Consider the following 23,865-nt stretch of genomic DNA (forward strand, 5'->3'; position numbering starts at 1 on the left):
AACCAAGGGCACTCTTAGAAGCGAACTTCTTCGTCGCCAGCGGCGCACCGCCCTCGTTCGTGGGGCGTATATAGTCGCCACCCGATCGAACTGTCAACAGCCAAGATCGCTCTTTTTTCGATTTCTCGTCGGGATATCCACGGCGGCAAAAATGGTGAGTTGGCTTGGTTGATTTTTCGCCGGCGTTCCGTCGCCAGCCATTCCGGCGATAGCGGCCGCAACCGTTCCGCCAGGCGGCTGTGTTCCACCCCCGCCCCCCGCAGCGCTTAGCCGGATGTCGACCCCGCGCCCGCCCTGAACCGCGGCTCAGGCGTGATGTTGCGGCCTGCGTAGAAGATGCCCAGGATCAGCACACGATCGTCATCGACGGCGAAGGCGATGCTGACCGCGCGGGCGGTAACCGATGATCCGCAGCCCTGGCATGGCCCCCACCCGCTCGGTGCCGCGCCGGGGAAAAGTCGACAGGCCCAGACAATGATCCCGGATGCCCACGACGAGATCCCAGGCAACCGCCGGCGACGCACGCTCGGCTATCTCGTCATAGAGCTATTCGAGTTCCGCTTCCGCGCTCGCGTGGAAGACAATCCGGTATCCCATCCCCTATTTGGCTTTCGCCTGCCGGGCGCGATGACGGGCCTCAAGCTGGGAAAACACTGTCGTGGCCGGAATTCCCTTTGCCGGCTCCTGCTGGAGCTCGGTCATGCGCGACGGGATTTCCTCGCGCAACCACTTCTCCCGCTCCGCCTCGAAATCCTCGAGCATGCGCAGCCCGGCGCGGACAACCTCGCTGGCATTGTTGTAGCGGCCCGATTCGAGCTGCTTCTTGATGAAACTCTCATAGTGGTCGTTCAAAGCGTAGTTAGGCATGGCAACTCCCTTGGGGAAATATGAGGCCGGATCGGCTCGATCGCGATTCGCCTTTTCGTGGTTGGATGAAGCTCAGCCCGCTGATTCGGCAACGATTAGAATGTCGATCAAGACGCCGGCGCCCGAACGAGGATCACCATGCCGCCGACGTCACGACCCTGCTGCGCGCTCGCCATTCGCAAGACATCTGAAACATGGAAGCCGGCTTGGCTCGAAACCCAACCGGCTAGTATTACTTTCGCTTCTGATGCGCACAGGTCTCCGGGCGCCCCATCGCGCTCACTTTGATGCCCTCATCCGCCGCGGCTTCATGAATTCCGGCAAAGCGCACATCGCCACCAAGCACCAATGATTCGGGCCCGACAAGAGACTCTTGCCTCTGTGTCCGTTCTGCCATCCCAGAATAGCAAAACGGGCCGCCGGCGAAGCCCGCGCGAGGCGGGTTGTTTGGGGTTCGGTGCGTGGACAGAATTTGGCATGTCCGTCGCGCGGCGTCGGCTTCGCCTTCTTGCGTGCGCCTGGATGCGAGTTAGGACCGGCTACCCTCACGGCCGGAAAGCAAAAGACCCGCTTGGGGCGGGCCGTTGGTTTGGTTTTGGGGACAGGATTTGGCTTTTTGTCCCGCGGCGTCGGCTACGCCTGCTTGCGGGGCGCTGATGCGGGTTAGGATCGCCGGCCACCACATCAAAATGCAAAACGGCCCGCTTGGGGCGGGCCGTTTTTGTTTGGTTGCGGGGACAGGATGCCACTTTTGTCATAACATCGTCACGGTGGTCATTTGGGTCGGGTCTGGCGAGTTCGAGGATGCCGAACAACTCGCCGCGTAGCTCGGCATGCACCTCGCCGCGCTTGTCGCCGGGCGTGAGCACGATCTCTCCGATCAACGAGCGTAGCGCCTCAGCGGCCGAACGTCCTTCCTCGTGGTCGGCGAGCGCTTGCGTGAACTGCTCGACCCGCTTCTTATAAACAGCGGCGATGTTGGGATGCAGGTCGGGCACGTCGGTCGGCGCCAGCGCCAGTCGCGCGGTGATCTCCGCCTTCTGCCTCTCCAGGTCTTCCATTCTCGCTTTCATCGAAGGTTGGTACAGGCCATCCTCGATCGCGGCCATGATGCCGGCGATGGCGCGCTCGACCTTGTCAAGGGCTTTGCGGTCCTGTTCACCTTGCGCACGACGCTCATGGTTGAGGCGGTTGATCTCCTGGGCATACGCTCTGATCGCCTCGGCCACGGCATCGGCCGAGACCAGTCTTTCCTTCAGACCTGCGAGGACCCGCTGCTCGATCTTCTCGCGGGTGATGGTGCGGCCATTGTCACAGATGCCGCGTCGCTGATGGTTGAGGCAGGCATAACGATCGCGTGTGAAAAGGCCGTAGCGCCCGCCGCAGCAGCCGCAGGTGAGCAAGCCGGAAAGGAGGGAGACCGGCCGCTTCATGGTGTGCAGCTTCCCCGCCCGGGCTTTGCGCGTGGCGATCGCCACCACCTCGAACTGGCTGGCGATGGTTTTCTGTCTCTCCTTCACGGCCTGCCACAATTCGTCTTCGACGATCCTGAGATGCGGCACCTCGGTTCGGATCCATTTGGCTGGCGGATTGGCCCGCGAGACGCGCTTGCCAGTGGCGGGATCCTTGACGAAATGCATCCGGTTCCAAACCAGCACACCGGTATAGAGCTCATTGTTGATGACGCCGGTGCCCCGGATGACATGCCCGCGCACGCTGGTATCACCCCAGTGTCGGCCGAGGGGACCAGGAACGCCCTCCTTGTTGAGGTCGACCGCGATCGCCTTCGGGCTCTTGCCGGCGGCGAATTCGCTAAAGATGCGGCGCACGATGGTCGCTTCCTCCGGCACGATCTCGCGATCGCCACGGACGGGCTCACCTTCGGAATCGAGTTTCTTCAGCACCCGGTAGCCGTAGCACAGCCCGCCCCCGGCCTTACCCTTCTCCACCCTGCCCCTCAGGCCACGATGGGTCTTGAGGGCAAGGTCTTTCAGGAACAAGGCATTCATCGTGCCCTTGAGGCCGACATGCAACTCGCTGATCTCGCCTTCGGCCAAGGTGACGATGGCAACGCCAGAGAATTTTAGATGCTTGAAGAGGGTCGCGACATCGGCCTGGTCGCGGCTGATGCGATCGAGCGCCTCGGCCAGCACCACCTCGAAGCGGCCGCGCTGAGCATCGCGCACCAGATGCTGGATGCCCGGCCGCAGGACCGTGCTGGCACCGGAGATCGCAGCATCCTCATAGGCTCCCGCCACGCTCCAGCTCTCACGCGCTGCCTGCTCGCGGCACAGCCTCAACTGGTCTTCGATGGAGGCATCCCGTTGGCTGTCGGAAGAATAGCGGGCATAGAGTGCGACACGGGTCATGGTGGCAGATCCTCTCTCCTGTTCCGAAGGGCCTTATCGTCCTGCCCCCCGCCCTCTCCCTCTCGGCGGCCCGACCAATTGTCGTTGGCCGCCTGCCCTGCCTCGAAGGCCTCCCGCGCCAGCTGCCGGGAGATCAGCCGGGCGATATCCAGCACCACCCGGTCCCGCTTGACTGCCATGTTTTCAGGGCGACCCTCGGGGCTGGCGAGGTCGCCGTTGTCGTTCGCCGGAACCAAAGCCTGTGGCCCGGTGCTGGTTTCCTCTGACATGAGGGGCGCTCTCCCAAGGTGGATCGACCCGCCATCAGAGTCCTTCGGACGGCGAAGGAAAGCTCGAAGTTCGTGTCGTAGGGCCGCAGCGTGCAATGACTTGCGCGTGGCGGTCTCGTCCCAATCATCGATGTCGGGCTGCAGGCGACAAGTAGTAAGAGGGCGCGTCACAAGATCCGTATGTCGCCCCGGTACTCGGCCGCGTCTTCGTCTTTCAGCGCCGCGACTAGCTTGACTGCGGACTTCCAATGCTTCGCGACATCGCTCCGCGTCCGTTCCCGGCTCCGGCGAGCAATCGGTAAACCGCCAGCGATCGCCCTCAAGTCACGCAATACGGAAGCGATGTGCGGCCACGGGAAATCGGTGGGGTCACCAATATCCCGATCAGCGCCGACGATCATTTCTAATTTGGCGATGACGCCGATGAGCGACGTAGCCGCGACTTCGGGGATCGAATCTTGAAGCTTCAGAGCTTCGGTCATCGCAAAGACCTCGGCCTCCCGCGCAACCGCATAGTCCCATGGGCCACCAAGAGCAAGCGCCGCCTGGTCTTGAGCTCGCGTTGGTGAATCTGCGGCCAATACCTGAATTCCGGGATTGACGATGATTTGGCTCTCTAGCCGCTGCTGCACGCGGCACAACAGCAGGGAGATGTAGCGAGCTGTTTGCCAATCGCTCACCAGCAGAAGTGCGGGATCGCATGGGGCTGCCAGTTGCAATCCGTTGCGGCTCGCAGCGAGATTAGTCGGCCTTTTCGCTGCTACAGTGGCAGGATCGACTGATCGGTCTGACTCAGTCCGGATTTCCGCTTCTGCTGGCGGTTCTTCGATCGCACCAGCCGATGCCACCGTCCCCGTCTGGAGCGTGACGACGGACAAAGTCGTGGTATTGTCGGAATCAGCCATGGATCCGAGCTCCCAACAGCTTGGCTGTGGTTAAGCCGGGTTACGTGCAAGGGCACGTCGCTCGGCCATATTCGTGCAACGGCCGATATCAGCAAGGACGTGGGTCATTGCAAGCGGCTGAAGCGGCCAGTCTACCGTTACCATTTAACTGATCCGAGATCACTTTGCAATCACATGATCCAAAAGATATCACAGGCGCTCAAATGCGAGCTGCGCGCGCATTAGTCCGTTGGAGCGCCAAGGATCTCGCCGAAGCCGCAAGCGTGGGCGTTGCGACTGTAAGGCGTGCCGAGTCCGATGACGGCATTCCGCCGACGACCTTAGCTAATCGAAAAGCGATCCGCAGCGCACTAGAGGCGGCGGGTATCGAGTTTATTGCTGAGAATGGCGGCGGCCCTGGCGTAAGGCTCGCTCGTCGATTTTGATTGTGGGTTCTGCTAGCGATATATGCCCGACCAAGTGGCATGCAGCGGGCAACAGCGTGTGTCTACGAAGAGATTAGAGGCCGCGTTCAGCCGCTAGCCAGCGCGCCTTCAAATGGCGCCGTAGCGAGTGGGTGGCGGCTTTGCGCCTTAGTCGGTCATTATTATTCCGCTTTCCGATCCCGAAAGCGGACATAGTGACCTGGCTCCTGACGATTAGAAGCCGGTGGAGTTCAATGCTTTCTCGCATCGCTGCGCTGATTGACCGTGATATGCGCAGGGCACTCGTCACAATCTTGTCCAGACGCCTCCTGCATTCGACGAACGAATGGCGGCGTCGACGAATGCCAGCCCCTTGACGCCGTCGTCGACGGTTGGGAACAGCGTTTCGGGCGCAAGCGGTCTACCCTGGCGCATAGCGACAATCGCCTCGGCGACTTCACGATACAGGGTGGCGAACGCTTCTAGGTAACCTTCAGGATGGCCAGCCGGAACGCGCGAGGCACGTCTGTTTGCTTCATCCGCGCCAGCGCCGTTGCGGGTAATGATTTGTCGGTTCTGGTCGAGCGACGACCAGACCAGCTGGTTCGCGTCGCGCTGCGCCCATTCCAATGCTCCCTTCGAGCCATAGACGCGAAGACCGACCTCATTCTCGTTGCCGATGGCGACCTGGCTGCACCAGAGACTTCCGCGTGCGCCGTTTTCATAGCGCAGCATTATCTGGGCGTTGTCGTCAAGCCGCCGTCCCGCCACGAAGGTGGTAAGCTCGGCACATAGTGCGTCAGGCTCGAGCCCGGTGACGAAACCGGCAAGATTGAAAGCATGGGTGCCAACGTCTCCAATTGAGCCGCCCGCGCCCGAGCGTTCTGGATCCGAGCGCCACTCGGCCTGCTTGTTGCCGCCATCCTCCAGTTTCGTAGCCAGCCAGTCCTGCGCGTATTCGATCTGGACGATGCGGATGTCGCCCAGGGCGCCATTGCGCACCATGGCACGGGCCTGCCGGAGCATGGGATAACCGGTATAGGTATGGGTGAGCGCCACGACCAGGCCAGAAATCCGCGCTGCTTCCCGCAGCGACAGCGCCTCGGCCAAGGTTGTCGTTAGCGGCTTGTCACAAATGACATGGATACCGGCGTCGAGAAAGGCGCGGATGGCGGGCGCGTGCATGTGGTTGGGGGTGACGATCGAGACCGCTTCTACGCCGTCGGGGCGGGAGGCCTCGCTGTGCGCCATGTCAGTGAAATCGGCATAGCTGCGGGCCGGGTCGAGGCCGATTAGCGCAGCGGATCGCGCCGAGCGCCCGGCGTCCGAGGACAAAGCTCCCGCGACCAGCTCGTAGCGGTCGTCGAGCCTGGCGGCGATGCGATGCACCGCGCCGATGAAGGCTCCTTCGCCGCCGCCTACCATCCCCAGACGGATGCGGCCACGCCTTCCAGCAAAACGGCTGCCGCTCATGGCGCTCTCCATTGCTGCGGTCGACCGCAGACGTGGCCGGCGGCAGACCTTGGCGGCCTCGCGCAGGCCATCACGCAGCCGCGCCCCGTTCGGCGATGATCTTGTCGGCGACGCGCCAGGCATTGGCCATGATGGTCAGCGTCGGGTTGGCGCCCGTGCCGGTCGGGAAAGGCGATCCGTCCACTGCGTAGAGGTTCTCGACTTCGTGCGCTCGGCACCATCTGTTGAGCACCGAGGTCGCCCCGTCGTCGCCCATCCGCGCCGTGCCGTGCTGGTGCGAGCAATTGCCGGTGACGCGGTCGGCATAGACCTTGCGGATGGTCAAGGCGCCGCTGGCCTCCAAAATGTCGGCACCGCGATCGATCAGGTAGCGTCCCTGGTCGAGATCGTTCTGGTGCGGCTTCAGTGTCACGCGCGCGACCGGCAGTCCCCAGGCGTCGACCACCGTTTCGTCGAGGTCTATGCGGTTGTCATGCTGGGGCATGTCGTGCAGAACCATCGCAATCGCCAGCGAATGGCTGAAGTGGTCGCGGTCGTTCTTCTTGGCCTCAGCACCCCAGGATGGCGTGCCCGGCATGCGCCAATTGATCGGAAGCGGGATGCCAACGCCCGCCACCGCAATATGCCCGCCGGAGACGAAGCCACGCGATGCGTCGTGCTCGTAATGTTGGAAAGTCGAAGCGCTGACATAGCCGCCGCCTGCCCAGGCATAGACCGGATCGTCATAGGTGCCGACCGCAGCCGAATATTCGTGAAAGGTAACGTTGCGCCCAACCATGTCGCTGCCATTGGCAACGCCGTTCGGGAAGCGTCCGGACTTCGACAGAAGCATCAGGCGTGCGGTTTCCATCGCGCCGCAGGCAAGGATGAAGAGATCGGCCTCCTGCTCTATCGTGTCGCCATCGGCGTCCTGGTAGATCGCTGCCTTGATGTTGCCCTGGCTGTCCAGAGTGAGTTCGCGAACCACGCAGTCCGGCCGCAGCTCGAAATTGCCGGTTGCAACGGCGTCGGGTATGAAGACGTTGAGCGCCGACGAGCGCGTTCCGGTCGGGTCCCCGTGCTGCTGTGCAAAAGCGCTGACCACCGTGGCCTTGCGACCGTTAAAAGGGCGTGACAAGGCGGCCTGCGGCGTCGGGAAGGCGTTCCAGCCAAGCGCGTTGCAGCCCTTGATGAACTTCTGCGCATAGCGCGACATCGGCATTGGCGGACACGGATAGCCGCCCGAGCGGTGCGACTCGAATTTGTTGGCGCCAGGCTGGCCTGACACGCCAAATGCCCATTCAACCTTGAGATAGTAAGGCTCGAGCTCGTCGTAGGTGATCGGCCAGTCGGCAAGGCTTGTGCCCGGCAAGTCGCCGGCCACGGTGCGCAGGCGGAAATCGTTCTCGGTGAAGCGCGGCAACCAACCCTGCCAGTGCACGGTGCCGCCGCCAACCATCTGCGGCACCGGGCAGAACATTTCGGAACGCGCTTCGTCGGCGGCGGTCTCGCGCCATGTGCGCGGATTGAGGATCGGGTCCGGCCATAGATTGTAACGATTGATGTTGGCGAGTTCGTCACCGCCAAAGCTTTCCTTCTTCCGCCACGGCCCCTTTTCGAGGGCTACGACCTTGACGCCGGCTTCGCAAAGCACCTTTGCGGCGGCGGCGCCGGACGCGCCGGCGCCAATGATGACGACGTCGGTTTTCGCGGGTTTGGTCTTATAGGCCATCGTGGAACTCCCTGACCTTGTCGGCTTCGCCGTCGGCGAAATACTGCAGCGTGGTGTAGCGGCCAGTGTGGACATCCTTTAGCGAGGCGGGGCCGGGAAAACCGATCACCTCCCAGCCGATCCGGTTCCTGTTGCCGCCATAGATGGGGTCTGCATAAAAACCCTGGCGCGTGTGGGTGACCAGCAACGGCAGGAAATCGAGATCGACCTCCGTTGAGGTCTGCTGCAGCGCGGGCTGGGGCGAAACCGGACCAGCGAGCGCGTCGTTGACGGCGAGTGTCGTCGGCGCACCCGTGCCGGACTGCTCCAGTTCGTGGAGGATATCGTCCTGCTGCTGTGGCGCCAGTGCAACGAAGTCGGCCGAAAATCTCTCGTGGGCGCGGGCGTCGAGGTCGAGCAGTCCGGCGACGTAGCGCTTACGCATGATTTCGATGCGCTGCATCCAGGCCTTGGCCGATGCGCCTTCGAGAACTTCGAAGCCTGAGCCGTCGGGCTTGGCGAAGATGTAGCCGATGCCGGAGAGATAGCGGTCGACGAAGTCCACGCAGCCGGCTTCGCGTGCGCCCGGCGTGTCGTCGGTTGGGATGATGCGGGCCATCGCGGCCTCCACCGTGGCGCGCTGATGCGGATTGAAGAATGTGTCAGACATGGCATGTCCCTTGCTGCAATTGTCTTTTTCGGGTCGACACGTCAGGCCAGCGCGCCAAAAGCTTGCTGCCTGGCAAAGCCCCGCCTGCGTTCTTCCGCGCTCCGCCTAACGCTTGCGCGTTTGGCTGATGGCGACTGCGATGATGATGATGGCGCCGCGAGCGATCAGCTGCTGGCTGAATTCCAGTCCCATCAGCACAAGGCCGTTGTTGATCAGGCCGATCATCAGCGCGCCCATGATGGAGCCGACCACTGTGCCCGCACCGCCGAAAAGGCTGGTACCGCCAAGCACGGCTGCGGCGATGACCGAAAGCTCGTCGCCTTCGCCGAACTGGAATCGGCCGGAATGGAGACGGCCCGCATAGAGCATGCCGGCAAGGGCGGCCGCCACGGACGACAGCATCAGCACGCGGAACTTGATAGAGGCGGTGTTGACCCCGGAGTAGCGTGCCGATGTCTCGTTGCCGCCAGTGGCCAGCACGCGCCGTCCGAACGTGGTGCGGCGAAGCACGATGTGGCCGGCAACGCCGATGATTGCCACCCAGATCAGCAGGCTTGGTATCGGGCCGAGGTTGCCGGCACCGAAGATCGCTGCGTAAGGCTTGCTCAGTATGGGGATCGCCGCAGTGCCGCTGATCCACATTGCGACGCCGCGTGCGATGCCCATCATGGCAAGCGTGGTCAGGAACGAAGGAATGCCGATGCCGGTGGTCAGCCAGCCATTGACGGCGCCGACGACGACGCCGGTGCCCAGGCCGTAAAGGATGCCGCCGGCGATGCCAAACTGGTCGATGCCCATTGCCGTGGCGACGGAAGCGAGGCCCGCGACAGCACCGACCGACAGGTCGATCTCGCCGGTGCTGAGCACAAAGGTCATCGTCACCGAGACCACGGCGATGATCGCGGTCTGACGGATAATGTTCAGCAAGTTGTTAGGGTCGAGAAAGCCCCTGTCGCCCAGCGTCGCGGCAAAGACAAGGAAGATCACCAGGAAACCGATATAGATGATGTATTCACGCCAGTTGGCCAATGCCGAGAATTTGCTGGCTGATGCGGCCGTGTCCGTCATTGGATGGTTCCTCCGCGGGCTTCCTGCATGAATTTGTTGAGTTTCTGTTCGGCGTGCTGAAGGCTGTCGATCGAGTCCGCCTTTGTGGCGTCATCGAGGTCATGACGGGCGATGTCGCGCACGATGCGGCCTTCCGACATCACCAGGATGCGATCGCAAGCGGCGAGCAGTTCCTGAAGCTCCGACGACAGCACCAGGATTGCCTTGCCGGATTTGGCGAGGCTGCGGATGAGTGTCACGATCTCCGATTTCGAACCGATGTCGATGCCGGCGGTTGGTTCGTCGAGGATCAGCACCTCCGGTTCGGTGGCCAGCCATTTGGCGATGACCACCTTCTGCGCATTGCCGCCCGACAGTGTCCTGATGGTCGCCTTGCGCGAGTCGGTCTTGATGCGCAGGCGCTGGATCGAGCTTTCGGCCAGTGCCGCTGACTTGGTGCGATCGACCCATGTCTTAGTCGAAAGGCGATCAAGGTTGGGCAGGTCGATGTTGCTTTCCACCGAATGGAAGGCGACGAACCCCTGCCGTGCACGATCTTCCGGCACCAGCGCAATACCGGCGTGAATGGCATCTCGCGGCCTAGCGATCGAAACCACCTTGCCTCTGATCCGGATTTCGCCACTAGTCATCGGCTGGACCCCGGCCAGCACGCGCGCCAACGACGAGCGGCCACTGCCCAGCAGGCCAGCGACGCCGACTACTTCACCGCGGCGAAGCGTCAGATCGATACCGATTGGCTTGACGGAGCCCGAAAGGCCGCGTGTTTCGAGCAGCACTTCGCCGATCGTCGCCGCCTCGCGCACCACGTCGGAGAAGCCGCGAGAGCGTCGGCCGATGATATGGGCGATCATCGATTCCAGCGTGAATTCTGACATCGGTGCGGTGATGATGTGCTTGCCATCGCGCAAGATGGTAGCGCGGTCGGCGATGCGAAAGATTTCGTCCATACGGTGCGAGACATAGACGATGGCGACGCCCTCGCCGCGAAGCTGGCGCACATAGTCGAACAGCCGCTCGACCTCATTCTGCGACAGTGCCGTGGTTGGTTCGTCGAGCACCAAAACCTTACACGGTTGCGAGGTCGCCTTGACGATCTCGGTCAGCTGTCGGTGTCCAGCCGGAATGTCGGAAACCTTGGCGGTGGGGTCGATATCGACGCCCATGCGCGCGAAAAGCTTTCGCGATTCGGCCACTGCGGTTCTGTCGTCGATGAGCCCGGAGCTGGTCATGATCTCACGGTTGAGGAAGACGTTCTGCGCCACCGTCAGCGTCGGAATCAGGCTCATTTCCTGGAACGCCATAGCTACACCGGCATTGCGCGCGGCCTCGGCGGTGAAGGTGGCTAGCGGCACGCCGCCGATCTCGACCGTGCCGGAGGTTGGCGGCTGCACGCCGCGGAGAATTTTGAGGATTGTCGACTTGCCGGCGCCATTCTCACCGAGCAGTGCGTGCACTTCGCCGGGGCCAATGTCGAGATGAACGTCGTCGAGCGCCCGCACACCGCCGAAACGCATGCTGACGTTTCGCATTCGGACGGCTTCGGCTGCGTTGGCAGTGTTCATAACAACACCTAGGGCAAAACAACGGTTGCGTCGGGTGGGGAGAATGGTTCGGCCTCTCGGACAGAAACGCTACGCTCCTGCTCGAACTCGGCCGAACCATCGCCACCGGGAGGACCAGTGTGCGAATTCTACTGCATGCTTTGCTTGATCTTGTCGGTGACCGGCTTGTGGTAGACCTGCTGCCAGGCATCGGCGAGATTGGCCTTTGTTACCGGCAGTGCCGGCAGCGCGACATAGGCCGGCGCCTGCTTGCCAAGCAGGCCATAGCCGGCCAGCATTGCCTCGGTCACGCCCTGGTCGTAGGGCCGCTGCGCCGACAGACCCTTTACCGGACCGTCGCTCGCCATGTTGATGGCGACGTTTTCGCCGAGGTCGCAATTGACGATTACCAGGTCGTCCCGGCCATTGGTGAGTGCGGCGGAGATGACGCCTTCCGCGGGCACATCCCACACCGCCCAGATGCCCTTGATGCTGGGATGGGCGACGAGCAGGGCGCCTGCCGCCTTCTCGGCATCGCCTGAGAAGTCGGGACCGCCGATGCCTTGCTCGGCGACGACGTGGATGTCCGGATAGTTCTCGGCCAGCGTCTTCTTGACGGCGTCGTAGCGCTGCTTGGTGACGAAGAAGTCGGCTGCATGGAAGATCAGTCCGACATCACCCTTGCCGCCAAGTGCCTGCGCCAGCAGGTGCGCTGTGGCGACGCCGTTGCCGTAGTTGTCTGCCGAAACGGAGCTGACGTAGTCCTTGCCGGCCACGAAGCCTTTCGGAACGTTGTCCATGAACACCAGCTTGGCGCCAGCGCCGGCGGCCGCCTTGTAGGCAGCTGCGGTCGCGACCGGGTCGGTCGGGATCGAAACAATAATATTGGGCTTCTGGGCCATGACGGTCTCGAGGTCGGACACCTGCTTGTCGGGCTTGAAGCCTGCGTCGGTAACGGCGACGACTTCGATCCCCATGGTGGCAAACTGGGCCTTGAGGCCTTCGATCTGGGCCTGCGACCAGTCGTTGCCGGCATAGTGCATGACTATGGCGGCCTTGGCATGCATCTCCTTGATCTTGGCGAGTTCCTCATCGGTGAGCTTGACGCTCGAGGCGGCTTCCGGCTTCTCGCCGTTCGGTCCGAGGCTCATCACATGCTGGCCGATCTCGGTCAGCGCCTGGGCGGGATCGATGGCGTAGGCGGCGTTCGAGAAAACGCCGAGGCCGAGCGTCAGACAGATTGCCGTCGACCGGAGCAAGGTTTTCATGCGCATGTTGGTTTCTCCCTGATGTTGCTTGGTTTTCGTTGTTGCAGCTAGAGGCGCCTCCCAGCGTCAATGCTGGTCGGTAAATTCAGACTTTCGATAGTTCTGCCTGTACAAAGGCGAGGCTTTCCCGCGCTCCGGCGGCAGGATCAGCCCAAGCGTCGAGTTCGTTGCAGATCCAACCCTTGTAACTGATGTCTTTCAGGGCCTGGATCACGGCGCCGTTGTCGCAATCGCCCCGGCCGACTGGCACGAAGGCGAACGGATCGCGCTGCCATCCCTTGAGGTGGACGTAGGAAATGCGTGACGCGTGCTCGCGCACCATAGCTGCGACGTCGCCTCCGGCAGCGGCCAGATGCGCGGTGTCCGGACAGAACCCGATCGCGGTCTTGCCGAAGATCGTCAAAACTTCGTCCGGGTTCTCGACGATGGTGGAAAGGTGGGGATGGTAGTGAGCTTTCAGGCCGTGCTCCGCAGCGATTGCCATCACCTTGTCGAGCGCCGAAGCCAAGGCATCGTAGTCGCTTTGCCGCGTCCCGTCGTGGCGCCGCGCGCCGCCGCCAACAACCAGGTGCTCGGCCCCGAGCGCCCGCGCTGCGTTCGCCGCCTTGGTGACGCGCGCCAGTTCTTCGTCAAGGATGTCGTTGAAGATGAAGTTGCCGCCGGCATAGACCGAGACCAGCGACAGGCCGGTGTCGGCGAGGATCTTGCGGATGGCGGCGTAATCGTCGCCTGCGCTTTCGACGACATTGCCGTCGAAGAACTCGATGCCATCATAGCCCGCTGCTGCAATATCGCGCGCGGCCTGGGCCATGTCCCCGAACGTCCGGTAGGCCAATCGGTTGATTGAGGTAACGCCAACGGCGTCGCCCCCAAGTGGGCCCCAGCAATTGGCGTGATAGGCGAGCTTCCAAGCAGTCATGGCGTCTCCTCCCGACACGGTCCACATGCTTTTGTATTTGTAAACGTATCTTTAGTTGATAAAATGCAAAAGTCAAACTAGTTTTCTGTGCCAGCGACAAAATAGGCATTGCGTCTTCCGGAAACGCTCGTCCATGGTGGACAAGAAGGAGCAATCGGCTGTGGCAAGGATTGGTTTGGGAGGCACCGCAGTTGCGGATGCAGATCGATCCGGGGAGACGGGTTCTCCGGCGGCGGCCGACCGCGTGAGGGCCTTTGAAGCCGAACGTCAGAGTCTTGTTTCGCTTCTTAACATTCTGCGCTCCGGTGAACCTTGCACGCGTCTCGATCTCGAACGAGAGGCCCGGCTCGGCCGCGCCGTGGTCACGGACCGGCTCTCGACGCTTGCTGCCTTCGGCCTTATCGACGAAGGCGGTGTCGGGCGCTCCATAGGCGGGCGCGCGCCGCGTCTGGTGCGGTTTCGATCGGAGGCCGCCCGCATTCTGGTTGCCAACATCGACGGCGACACGATCAGCCTTGGTCTCGCCGATCTGGATGGACGACTCATCCTTGAGCACTACGAGGATTTCGACGCCGCGTCCCCAGCGGCAGCGCTATTCGATCGACTGGAGGCGCTGTTCAACTGGTCGCTCGGCAAGGATGGTGCTCCGCTGTGGGCGATTGGTCTAGGAGTGCCGGGCGCAGTAGAGCAGAAGGACTCGAACGGCCTGGTGATCCCTAAGCTTGGCGCGATGCCTGCGTGGAACGAGGCGAAGCTTCTGGAACGTTTGATACATCGTTTCCAAGCGCCGGTCTGGGTGCGGGGCGCCGTGCAGATGGAGACGATGGGTGAACTAAGCGCCCTGTCAGCGGAAGCCGGGCGCGACATGCTCTATGTAGACTTGGGCTCGGATATCACCGCCGGCATCGTCGTCGACGGGCGCCTGCATCGTGGCGCGCAAGGCATAGCGGGACAGATAGGGCATGTTTACGCCGGCGAGCCGCACAAGCGCATTTGCGGTTGCGGCAATGTTGGCTGCCTGCAAACCGTCGCCGGCTGTGATGCCATCGCCCAGGCTGGCCTGCTAGCGGCCGAACAGGGGCGAAGCCGTCTTCTCGGCGAAACGCTCGCCGCGACCGGGGCGGTGACGGCTGCCGACATTGGCACGGCGGCCCGCCTTGGCGACCCGTTCTCGGCTGATCTGCTGGCACAGTCCGGACGGCTGATCGGCACCGTCCTGGCGACGCTGGCCAATGTCCTCAACCCGTCGATGATCGTTCTCGGTGGCGAACTGTCCCAGACGGGGGACATCTGCCTTGCGGCGATCCGCGAGGGCATCTACAGGCACGCACAGCCGCTCATTAGCCGCGATATCAGTATTGTCCATTCGCGCATGGGGCGGTCGGCTGGACTTGTCGGCGCCGCAGCTGTCGCGGTGACTGAACTGTTTGCTCCCGCGTTCCTCGGCGAATGGATCGTATCGGGCACGCCGCTTGCCCACGCCGGGGTCACCAACTTGCTGGCTGCTGTCGAGAAGACGGCGACGACAGGCAGTTGAGCGTGCAACTCGCCCGATCGGCTTTCGCGCAGTCGCCGCGATTAGCCGCGGCGCTTGCAAACCCCAACCCCTGCGGTAGGTTTGTTCAACACAGCTGCCCGCAGAGGTGGCGGGCAGGAGGAACAACGGGATGCTGAGAGCTGATGTGGCAATGCCACCCGGATGTGTGTTGCCGATTTCGTCCGTCGCGCGTCCGCTGGTGGCAGGCTTGGGACCACATGGCGAACGGCCGGCATCTCCTGAATTGCTGCGCCTGTCTGGCGACATGCTGGAGCGCGCAAGGGAAAGAGCTTTCCGCGTGGCGATCGTGCTGCATACGACCGCTTCGGACTGGGCCCAGCGTCAGATCGCGGGCATCAAGGCAGGCTTGGAGCAGGCGGGCGCCGTTGTCGTCGACATCGTCGATTGCGGCTACGACGCGGCCATCCAGATAGCAGCGATCGAACGGCTGGTGCAATCGAAGCCCGATGCCGTGATCAGTATTCCCGTCGGAAGCACGGCCGTGGCCGCAGCTTTCCGCAAATTGGCGGCCGCCGGGATCAAGCTCGTCCTGCTCGACAACGCGCCTTCCGGTCTGCTGCAGGAAACCGATTATGTGAGCGTCATATCGTCCGATAATTTTGGCCTCGGCCAGATCGCCGCCAGTCTGATTTCGCCGCACATCCGGCAGAACGGCACAGTCTGCGTGGTTGCCTACAATGTAGACTTCTTCGCGACGGCGCAGCGTGAGATCGCCTTCGGCAAATGGATGCGGCACGAGCGCCCGGATATCACGCTGACGCAATTGAAATTCGAAGTGCCGGCAAATGCGGGGAGCGTGGTCGGCCCCTACCTCGATGCCAATCCTGATCTGGATGGGGTGTTTGTCGTTTGGGACGAGCCAGCAGTTGCATCGATGCCGGCTTTTTCTGGCCGCTCGCGGATCCCGGTTATGACTACGGTGGATCTCGGAAGCTCGATAGCTGAAGCCCTTATCGAAGGAACGATCGTCAGGGGCGTTGCGGCGCAACGGCCTTTCGAACAGGGCGAGATCGCGGCCACGGCAGCGATTGTTGGGTTGACCGGCAATGCTGTGCCGCCGTGGATTGTGCTGCCGGGAGTAGCAGTAACCTCGGATAACGTCGCAGAAGTCTACAAGCACGTCGGCGGCGCGCCGCCTTCCATGGAGCCGACGTTACGATAGATAAACGAAGGCTCGACAAACGGTTGAAGCGTTTTCGACGTGTGGCAGTCGTCACGAGCAATCCGACCTTGGGGTGGTGAAAACAACACCTGGCACTAGATTCGTTGCGTACACCTAAACGACGGGCCATTTGAGGTCTGGAACGGCGGCTTTCCAAGCGACCCAGCGAAAGCCGACCGGCTGCAGTCGGCCCCGTTACCGCCATGAACAAGTCTACGCGGTATCAATCTCGTCTAGATGAGTTTTGCCTGATACCGCTCGTGCGGCGCCAACCAGCTTTCGATGAAATCCAGCGGGTCGACGCTTTCCATCATTGCTCTCGCAAGAGCCAGACGCTCCTCCAGGCGCTTGCGGCGATCTTCGTCGTCCGTGGTCTTCAATCGCTTTTCGGCATCAAGGAAAAAGCGCTCTACCGTCATCGCCTTCCCCCACCTTGCAATAACGTCAGCGAGCTGCTGCTGGCTATCTTCTAGTGCCTGAGCCACCTTGCGGGCATCCTCCTGCTTTAGATAACGCTCCCACTCCTCTTCTCTTTCTTTCTTCCTCTTCGCCGCCGCCACATCCTCGGCGTCCATCAGGCGTTGAAGAGTGCCCTGGGCCGCCCTGCATGTTTCCACGATTTTCGGGATCAGAGGGCCAAGCGCTTCCTGCTCAGTCTCTTGCCAGGTGACAGACCAGTCGACGCCTTTCTTCGGCGAGTAGGCAATGACCCGAAAGCGCCCGCAGGGCACATCCTGCTCTCTTGTCCAGGAATGCGTTAACTGCCAAGGCTTGGCGGATCGGATAAGCCTGCTGTCTTCCCGATGGTATTCGCCATTGAAGTATCGCACCGTCACTCTTTCGGTCATTTCGGTGATGGCCAGCCCGATCGGCACCGTGTCGACATAGAGGACGGTAGGTCGATCCGGAGCCCAGATACTCCCGGAGTGATACTCCCCGTATTTGCGATCCTTGCGCTCCACCTCCTGTTCCTTGATGCGGATGCGATCAAGGTCTTCGGCAGCCGGCGCGATTTGGACGCGGTATCCCTTTTCGTCCAGTGCGAGATAGAGATCGTTGGCGATCGAAAGTGCACGAAGCACCTGGGTCCCTGATGAAATCAGATCCGGCAGGATTCTTTTGTAGGGCCTGAGGAACTCGCCCTCTTTCACGTCGCGAGTTTTTCGCATGTGCTCTTCAACGCCGAAGAGCAGTGGATGGCGCGCCGGACGCTGCGGTTTCATGGCAGGCCTTGGCTGGCGAGCAGTGCCTTCCTTCACGGTTCTCTTTCGTCGAGGCTTTGGGGTCGACGACGTTAGCTCGATCAATTCGTCGGATGCCTCCGGCAGTGGCGGCAAGTCCACCGGGAGCCCGAGCAATTTACGCGTCCAATATCCCGACCCAGGATAGGGTACCTGATACCGCTTACAGATCGATGCCAGCACAGTGCCGGAAATTCCGAGCTCTGGAGCGATTTTGCTGAGAGGCCTCTCGCAGACCCTGTTGTAAAGCTCAAGGCGTGTCAGTTGCACGGCGAAATAGGACTCAGTTCGATCATGGCCGATATCGCACCGCCAGCAGCGGCTGGTGATGCACATCGCTCGTCATCCGCCTATCAGCGGTTTGGATAACTTTTAAGACAACGTGGCACCTGCGTAGCCATTCATGGCAACCGGTCCACGTTCGCACTTTGGGCAATCGAAGTCGCGGGCTGCGGGTCAAGGATGCCTTGTCGACAAGGGTGCAGGCTGCCCTCATGACAACACGGCAGCCATCCAGGGCTCATCTCACGGCGGTGCGGAACCACTTCCAAATATCCGTGGACAATCGCAATCGCCGATTGAGAAGCACATTGTAAATTGTCGAATCAATACAATTGTTTAACATTGAAGCGCACATTGCGGCAAAGGCTCACAATGTGCCAAGAACGCTAAAAACTCTAACAAAAACAATCAACCGATCGCCGCACAATGTGCGTCCTTTTATCTTGCCGTCTTAATCGGTCGTATTTTCCGTTACTTTCTATCCATCGTCGTTCCGCTTCCAAACTACGATAATACACTATTCTATGCTCTAAGACACGATCCCGTACTCTTGCTTTGAGTTCCGATGCGCCGTGCAGTCTTCCGTGCTCTGCGACGGGGTGGCAGCGCTGCTTATTTGCAGCACGGGAACAATCGTGGCGCGCTTTTCCATCGGAGTGACCGAGCAGCGTCACAGGCAATCCGGCGCGGTCCGGCCGGCTCGCGATCGGCGCGACCGCAGGCAATGTATGGCCCGCCCCGTCTGCAAGCGGAATGTTTTGAGTGGAACAATCGGTCTGCACCAATGTATCCGGCCTCGGCGCTTTCGGCGCCCTGCCAAGATGGAGATTCGCGCGCCCAGCTCCTAACAAGATACACGACCTCGAAAGGGCCGCTGCCTGCTGACAGGTTTGCCGAACGCCGATCAACCGTTGGGCCATCTCTGTGTACATCCTCCCGCAGACTTCATGCGGCCAAGCAGTAACCGGGACGCTCCCGCTCGACCAAACTCGTTAGCTTGAAGGCACTGCCACGCCTTCGTGGGGGCGCTCGTATGACATCACGGCCAGGCGATCCGGGCCAACTTATTGGCGAGTGCAACCACCACCACGTTACGCTTGGCGCGCTGTAGCAGTGCTTGCAGCCAGGCGTCGAGCCGAGTCTCCATTCGCGCCAGATATGGCAGTGCCGCTCGCGCGCCGTGGATCAACAAAACGCGCATGTAGGTGCTCCCGCACTTGCTGATCCCCGTCAACCGCGGCTTGCCACCGGTCGTGATCTGAAGTGGAACAAGTCCCAACCAAGCAGCGAAGTCGCGCCCCTTCGCAAACGCCGAAACGTCGCCGACCGCTGCCGCAAGCGCCGTTGCGTTGAGCGCGCCAATGCGCGGGACACTGCGCAACAGACGAGCCCGTTCATCGCTCTTCGCGAGCGCTTCGAACTCTTGATCGAGCTGCCTGATCCGATGATCGAGCGCGTGCAATTCGTCGACCATGTCATCAACGAGTTGCCGCATCCTTGCGGTTAGGAGCATGTTGTCCGGCGGTTCTCGCGCAGCCACAGATTCAGCTTTGGGCGCCCCTTGGCGATGACGATGCCACGATCGAACAGCACACCCCGCAGTTGATTGATCAGTGCCGTCCGAGTGCCAACCAGCCGTTCGCGAGCACGGTGCAAAGTCTGCACAACGAGCTGCTCCTCCGACTTGATCGGCACAAAGCGCATGGTCGGTCGTGTCGCCGCTTCCGCGATTGCTTCGGCATCCCGATCATCGTTCTTGTGCGACTTGAAGTAGGGTTTGACATACTCGGGCGGCATCAGCCGAACCTCGTATCCGCCTATCACGAACTGACGCACGAGGTGATGAGCACCGCAGCACGCCTCCATACCGATGATGCAGCGCGGCTACTTTTCGACGAATCCAGCAAGGGACGCACGGCTTATCCGCTGACGCAGCACGACCGCTCCTTCCCGATCGAGGCCGACCAGGCCGCACAGCGTCTTTCCAAGATCGATTCCGAGTACGGCGATGTTCATCTTCCTTCCTCCTTTTGACACGGACTGACAGTCTGTCCGCAACCGGAGGGGCGGGCCATCCCATAAGATAACGTGCGTTCCGTCGTTCCTGGTCTGCATCGGCCCTCATCCGCCGGAGCGGATTCCTTGTGTCAGATGGTGTCCGTCAACGTGCCGGCGCCATGCTTTTAAATTTCCGTTGCACCGTTCATCGATGCGCCCCCGGCAGCCTGCGATCCTTGATATGAGCGCGCCGGGCGGCATCGCATCTGCGTGCTGTGTGGCGGCACAGTAGACCTTTCTTCAAAACCGGATAAGAGATGCCGGTACCAATAGATCGGGGATACTGCATGTCGAATGAGACTGAAAACAGCCAAAGCCTGCTGATCTCGCTCACCGCGGACATCGTGTCCGCCTATGTGGGCAACAACGCCGTGCCGGTCGCGTCCCTACCGGAGCTGATCGAAAGCGTGAATTCGTCACTGTCGAAAGTTCGCCGACCGGCTGAGCCCGAAGCACCGGCCCTGGTTCCCGCGATCAATCCGAAGCGATCGGTGTTCCCCGACTACATCGTCTGTCTCGAGGACGGGAAGAAGTTCAAAACTCTGCGGCGCCATCTCGACGTGCACTACGATCTCACGCCGGAGGCGTATCGGGAGAAATGGGGCCTTCCGCGCGATTACCCAATGGTGGCGCCGAACTATGCGGCCACCAGGTCAGCGCGGGCCAAGGCGAGCGGGCTCGGCCGGAAGGCGGCGGAGCCAGTGAAAAAGGCGGCTGCGAGGCGGAGAACCAAAACTTGAAGCTGATGCGGCGCCCGGCTCATCCGCCGGTACTCACTAGGGCGTAGCATGTAGGGTATCGCTGCATCTTATGCGGGCATCCCCGGCAATCCTGCTGCGGGTGTAGGGTCGCTGTTTAGCCGGCGATCCACAGAGAACCCTTGCCGGTCAGGCCCGGTTTCTGGCGTGCCCGTTGGGGCCGGGCCGCTCCTGAGCGAGGCTTAAGGGCAAGGCTTCCATCCGTTCCGCTGGTCTGGCGTCACAGCGTGGTTTGTGAACTGCAGGTCCCGATCGTCGCGGCCGGCGGCGCGGCATTCGTGGCAGAAGATCACCTTGATCAAATCGTAATGCATGCAGCCGTGATCAGGCCCGACCCGCTTGACCAGTTCGGCGATGTCGAGACGCGCCCGCCGACGGCATGTCAGGCAATCGACGGTAAGGCCCGTGCCTGCCTGTAGCTTCTTGCCGAGAGTGTTTTCGACGAAGGGATACTCTTTGGCCATGGCGATCTCCTGAGAGGTCACCCCATCCGGAAATCGGAATATATTCCTGCCGATTGCGATGCCAAGGCCGGCAAGCATTTGTTAACGATAAAATTTGGATTCCGCGACAACCCATTCCCTCGCGAGTTGCATTAGCTAACCTGAATGTGTGGCGGACCCCCAGGACCGCCCGGCCGGCGCCAGCTTGATAGCATTCCACCCCAACGGAAGGCGTCGGCCGCCCTTTCGACAGCCCTCCTTCATGAATGCCACCTACGATTGCGGCGTGGGTGCAGAAGATGACATAGCCAGAGTTGCACCGGCTCGTCCACGATGGAGAAGGCCATATAGAGCCCGCCAGCTGCGACCACCTCGCCAAGCTAGCCAAGTGCCGGGTTAGGCCACAGGCTGGATCACATCTCGATATATGCGTAGGCCGCGCCGAAGAAAGCCAACGTCCCAGCGATGAAAAATGCCCAGCCCTTCAAGGCGTGGCGTACATCCTCCGGCTTGGGACCTTTTTGATTGTCGTAAGCTTCCATGCTTGCCCCGCTATCTTTTGTCATCCCCCATATACGGAGCAGCGCTGCAATTACATCCCGGTAGACTATAGAATTTTAAGCTACTAGGACTTCGCCCAAGGGTACGCGATCACGCCATGTGCGAAAGGGGTAGGTTAGCCATTTTGAATGTGCGGCGGATCTGAGTGATTCGCGGGCCGGCGCTCTTCCCCACCCATTACCCCAACGAGGGCGTCGGCCGCCTTTTCTACCGCCTTTTTTCATACAGCTTCGCGGAAATCCTGCAGCGAAACGTGGCGCAAGGTCTGCGGCGCCAGCGATCAAATTTGTAGGCGATGCTACCTATTTTGTCCGGCAGTCTATCGGTTTTTCCTGGGGGAATGCGGTCATTGTCAGATGTCCTCCAATGACAAGACGAGCGAAGCAATGATCAAGATAATCGCGCCAGCCACGATCGCGTTGTTCATCACAGTTGTGGATACTGTCCCAAGCTATGCGCTGGCAGGTTGGTTCCCGCCGGGTAAGGGTGGCGGGGAAAAGAGCCACTCCGCTCCGAGCCCGGAGATCGGCATCGGCTTCCCGGCGCTTGCCGCGTTGGGCGGATATGTTTGGTATCGCCGGCGTAACCGCAGCAAATGATGTGGGCCGCCCCTGGGCAAGCTACGTGGACTCGCAGATCCTTCGGACGCATTCTGTGACCGGGGAATGAGGGGCTTAGATGGGCCAGGGCATAAAGGTTGGCGACACTGTCGCCATCACGGCAACCGTGCGCAAGCGCGTGACGGAGGATCGGGTCAGCGTACTGATCCCCTCTTACAGCCAGCCTCATTCGATCGTGAACACCACGCCGAACATCAGCAGTGGCCAGAAGATCGAGCTGACAGGGGAAGTGCTGCGCGTTGATGAGGATACAGTGACCATCGGCGGCAAGGGTCTGGGCATAACTGTGAATCGCAGTGCCGTGCGTGTGATCACCAGCCATGTGCCGCCGAAGCGGGCCAAGGCGACCTAAAGAAAAGGCCCGCTAGCCGGAGCCAGCAGGCCTTCAATTCTTGCCGATTCCGTTCTCAGTCGACCGGCGCGATGATGACAGTCGACGGACCCGGACCAGCGGTGACGCTGGACAGCCGCTGCCGGCGAACGAGCACCGGCTTTTCGTAGGTCTTCTTCATCCACTTCCCCCTTTTCGCTGGAGACAACGCCCGTAAGTTGCGTTGGAACCACAGGCTGTCAACCACAAATGATACCAACTCTGGCGTGTCGGCTAGCAGGAATTTGGTTGTGTGGCTGCTCTGCATCACGCTGCGGCAACAGTCCACTGTTACCCGCATCCGCCTCGCTTGTCATGGCCGCACTGGCGGCCGGGGCGCTGCTCCGCTAGCAGTGAGGGCTCGCATCCGAGCGGGAGCGAGCCCTCTGCCAGAGTGCCGTGTCTGGCAGCCGGCGCCCTGGGTCTCGGAAGAGGAGCGCCAGCCAGTACAAACGGTCTTCGACACAAGTGGTTTCAACTTGCCGATCTACCGCTTGCCAAAAAAGCCTGCAAGCCGAAGCCTGCGGGCGTAAAATCATAGGTGATGAAATCAGGAGGTGCGGCGCGCTGGCTTGGCGCCGCGGTTCCCACGGAACAAATCACCCCCAACCGAGTTGAGGAGCGCTACGGGGAACTCCGCAATGCTCCTTGCCTTGGATGATGCGCTATCGACGGCTGTGCTGGCCGGCAGGAGCGAAGCTGCGGAGATATTCGGCGTGATCGATCTCAGCACCAAAGCCGAAACCCGGATCAGCGGCATCAGCTTGGGGCGAGCGATCCAATTCGTCGCAAACGCGTCCGTGCTCGGGTACGAGTGCCGCGGTGCAATGATCCTCTATGGCCAGCCAGGCACACCAACCTTGCGAATATGGAATTGTGAGCATCTGTGGGCGCATTACGGTGGCGCGTTGCTAGAGCCATAGGCTCAGTTGCAAAATAAAGAACGCCGTGTCATTTTCCCCGAAGGGGTGGGGACAATGTACAGGCGAACTCTATTTTGCCTCGCGGCGATAATCGCAGTAACCGGCTGCGCGGCCGACTATCTCAACAACTACGACACGATGACGCTGGCGTCGGGTGACGCCAACAATACCAATCGTATGTTGCAGACGGTCGATGCCTTCAATCCCAACAGCAACAACACGCACATCGAAGGCGACGGCCAGCGCAGCGCAGGCGTCGTCCAGCGATATCGCGGCGTTCAGCCGCCAGCCGCAGCACTTGGCCAAGTGCCGAACAGCAACGTCGATTTGGACTGCGCGGGGGGCAAGGGAGACAATCCGGTAGTGCAAGGTCCGGTGGCTGTCGGCCCTTCCGATCCAAACGGGCTGGACCGCAACCACAACGGCATCGGTTGCGAGCGCTAAGA

23 protein-coding genes and 1 pseudogene are annotated in these 23,865 nt (G+C 61.3%); 8 read left to right on the plus strand and 16 right to left on the minus strand.

The annotated features are described in order from the left end of the window. Positions 1-600 precede the first annotated feature (600 nt). The 4 genes from FJ988_RS30250 to FJ988_RS31320 all read right to left on the minus strand — a co-directional run bounded on the left by FJ988_RS30250 (position 601) and on the right by FJ988_RS31320 (position 4,410). Positions 601-867 carry a type II toxin-antitoxin system ParD family antitoxin gene (locus FJ988_RS30250; protein WP_140822967.1) on the minus strand — a complete coding sequence of 89 codons (267 nt, stop codon included), beginning with the start codon at positions 865-867 and terminating at the stop codon, positions 601-603. A gap of 545 nt (positions 868-1,412) precedes the next feature. Next, positions 1,413-3,236, minus strand: a complete 1,824-nt coding sequence (locus FJ988_RS30255; RefSeq protein WP_140822969.1) for a recombinase family protein — start codon at positions 3,234-3,236, stop codon at positions 1,413-1,415. Next, complete coding sequence (locus FJ988_RS30260) at positions 3,233-3,505, minus strand: hypothetical protein (RefSeq protein ID WP_140822971.1); 273 nt, start codon at positions 3,503-3,505, stop codon at positions 3,233-3,235. Before FJ988_RS30260 ends, FJ988_RS30255 begins: the two co-directional genes overlap by 4 nt. A 167-nt stretch (positions 3,506-3,672) precedes the next feature. Continuing rightward, a complete protein-coding gene (locus FJ988_RS31320; protein WP_246688703.1) occupies positions 3,673-4,410 on the minus strand; it encodes a hypothetical protein in 738 nt (245 codons plus the stop codon). Between the two features lie 203 nt (positions 4,411-4,613). On the opposite strand from FJ988_RS31320, the gene FJ988_RS31325 reads away from it, so the two are divergent. After that, positions 4,614-4,835 (plus strand): transcriptional regulator, encoded by a 222-nt coding sequence (locus FJ988_RS31325; RefSeq protein ID WP_140823016.1) that lies wholly within the window; start codon positions 4,614-4,616, stop codon positions 4,833-4,835. A 285-nt stretch (positions 4,836-5,120) separates the two neighbouring features. On the opposite strand, the gene FJ988_RS30275 is transcribed toward FJ988_RS31325, so the two are convergent. From FJ988_RS30275 to FJ988_RS30305, 7 genes are all read right to left on the minus strand, one after another. Next, positions 5,121-6,287: a Gfo/Idh/MocA family protein gene (locus tag FJ988_RS30275; RefSeq protein WP_246688704.1), complete on the minus strand. Its 1,167-nt coding sequence runs from the start codon at positions 6,285-6,287 to the stop codon at positions 5,121-5,123. Positions 6,288-6,357: 70 nt separating this feature from the next. Next, the gene (locus tag FJ988_RS30280) at positions 6,358-7,998 is read right to left on the minus strand and encodes a GMC family oxidoreductase (RefSeq protein ID WP_140822975.1); all 1,641 of its coding nucleotides are present in this window, start codon (positions 7,996-7,998) and stop codon (positions 6,358-6,360) included. Next, positions 7,988-8,647, minus strand: coding sequence for a gluconate 2-dehydrogenase subunit 3 family protein (locus tag FJ988_RS30285; RefSeq protein ID WP_140822977.1), 660 nt, complete (start codon positions 8,645-8,647; stop codon positions 7,988-7,990). The genes FJ988_RS30280 and FJ988_RS30285 overlap by 11 nt, the downstream gene beginning before the upstream one ends. Positions 8,648-8,752: 105 nt before the next feature. Beyond that, positions 8,753-9,715, minus strand: a complete 963-nt coding sequence (locus FJ988_RS30290) for an ABC transporter permease (RefSeq protein WP_140822979.1) — start codon at positions 9,713-9,715, stop codon at positions 8,753-8,755. Then, positions 9,712-11,244, minus strand: a complete 1,533-nt coding sequence (locus tag FJ988_RS30295; RefSeq protein WP_246688705.1) for a sugar ABC transporter ATP-binding protein — start codon at positions 11,242-11,244, stop codon at positions 9,712-9,714. Before FJ988_RS30295 ends, FJ988_RS30290 begins: the two co-directional genes overlap by 4 nt. Positions 11,245-11,405: 161 nt before the next feature. Further along, entirely contained in the window at positions 11,406-12,530 is a 1,125-nt protein-coding gene (locus FJ988_RS30300) for a substrate-binding domain-containing protein (protein ID WP_140822983.1), read from the minus strand. A 79-nt stretch (positions 12,531-12,609) separates the two neighbouring features. Further along, positions 12,610-13,443 carry a sugar phosphate isomerase/epimerase gene (locus tag FJ988_RS30305; protein WP_140822985.1) on the minus strand — a complete coding sequence of 278 codons (834 nt, stop codon included), beginning with the start codon at positions 13,441-13,443 and terminating at the stop codon, positions 12,610-12,612. 133 nt (positions 13,444-13,576) lie between these two features. Here FJ988_RS30305 and FJ988_RS30310 point away from each other — a divergent pair, with 133 nt between their 5' ends. Then, positions 13,577-14,980, plus strand: coding sequence for an ROK family protein (locus FJ988_RS30310; RefSeq protein ID WP_140822987.1), 1,404 nt, complete (start codon positions 13,577-13,579; stop codon positions 14,978-14,980). Positions 14,981-15,110: 130 nt separating this feature from the next. Further along, a complete protein-coding gene (locus FJ988_RS30315; RefSeq protein WP_140822989.1) occupies positions 15,111-16,163 on the plus strand; it encodes a substrate-binding domain-containing protein in 1,053 nt (350 codons plus the stop codon). Between the two features lie 233 nt (positions 16,164-16,396). Here FJ988_RS30315 and FJ988_RS30320 read toward each other — a convergent pair whose 3' ends face one another. Continuing rightward, positions 16,397-17,740, minus strand: a complete 1,344-nt coding sequence (locus tag FJ988_RS30320; protein ID WP_246688706.1) for a hypothetical protein — start codon at positions 17,738-17,740, stop codon at positions 16,397-16,399. A 938-nt stretch (positions 17,741-18,678) separates the two neighbouring features. Beyond that, a pseudogene (locus FJ988_RS30325) lies at positions 18,679-19,702 on the minus strand (IS110 family transposase). A 329-nt stretch (positions 19,703-20,031) separates the two neighbouring features. Between FJ988_RS30325 and FJ988_RS30330 the strand changes: the two are divergent. Beyond that, on the plus strand, positions 20,032-20,484 hold the full coding sequence (locus FJ988_RS30330) for a MucR family transcriptional regulator (protein WP_140822992.1): 453 nt from the start codon (positions 20,032-20,034) through the stop codon (positions 20,482-20,484). Positions 20,485-20,684: 200 nt separating this feature from the next. Here FJ988_RS30330 and FJ988_RS30335 read toward each other — a convergent pair whose 3' ends face one another. Beyond that, positions 20,685-20,966, minus strand: a complete 282-nt coding sequence (locus FJ988_RS30335) for a hypothetical protein (protein WP_140822994.1) — start codon at positions 20,964-20,966, stop codon at positions 20,685-20,687. Between the two features lie 392 nt (positions 20,967-21,358). Beyond that, a complete protein-coding gene (locus tag FJ988_RS31475) occupies positions 21,359-21,487 on the minus strand; it encodes a hypothetical protein (RefSeq protein ID WP_281407765.1) in 129 nt (42 codons plus the stop codon). Between the two features lie 405 nt (positions 21,488-21,892). Here FJ988_RS31475 and FJ988_RS30340 point away from each other — a divergent pair, with 405 nt between their 5' ends. Both FJ988_RS30340 and FJ988_RS30345 read left to right on the plus strand, forming a co-directional pair. Continuing rightward, positions 21,893-22,105 carry a hypothetical protein gene (locus tag FJ988_RS30340; RefSeq protein ID WP_140822996.1) on the plus strand — a complete coding sequence of 71 codons (213 nt, stop codon included), beginning with the start codon at positions 21,893-21,895 and terminating at the stop codon, positions 22,103-22,105. Positions 22,106-22,184: 79 nt separating this feature from the next. Continuing rightward, complete coding sequence (locus FJ988_RS30345; RefSeq protein WP_140822998.1) at positions 22,185-22,478, plus strand: hypothetical protein; 294 nt, start codon at positions 22,185-22,187, stop codon at positions 22,476-22,478. Positions 22,479-22,533: 55 nt separating this feature from the next. Here FJ988_RS30345 and FJ988_RS30350 read toward each other — a convergent pair whose 3' ends face one another. After that, positions 22,534-22,638, minus strand: coding sequence for a putative RiPP precursor (locus FJ988_RS30350; RefSeq protein ID WP_140823000.1), 105 nt, complete (start codon positions 22,636-22,638; stop codon positions 22,534-22,536). Positions 22,639-23,137: 499 nt separating this feature from the next. On the opposite strand from FJ988_RS30350, the gene FJ988_RS30355 reads away from it, so the two are divergent. Beyond that, positions 23,138-23,419 carry a hypothetical protein gene (locus tag FJ988_RS30355; protein ID WP_140823002.1) on the plus strand — a complete coding sequence of 94 codons (282 nt, stop codon included), beginning with the start codon at positions 23,138-23,140 and terminating at the stop codon, positions 23,417-23,419. Positions 23,420-23,473: 54 nt separating this feature from the next. Next, the gene (locus FJ988_RS30360; RefSeq protein ID WP_140823004.1) at positions 23,474-23,863 is read left to right on the plus strand and encodes a calcium-binding protein; all 390 of its coding nucleotides are present in this window, start codon (positions 23,474-23,476) and stop codon (positions 23,861-23,863) included. Positions 23,864-23,865: the final 2 nt, after the last annotated feature.

It is taken from the genome of Mesorhizobium sp. CU3, assembly GCF_006442965.1.
In the GTDB taxonomy this organism is placed as follows: domain Bacteria; phylum Pseudomonadota; class Alphaproteobacteria; order Rhizobiales; family Rhizobiaceae; genus Mesorhizobium.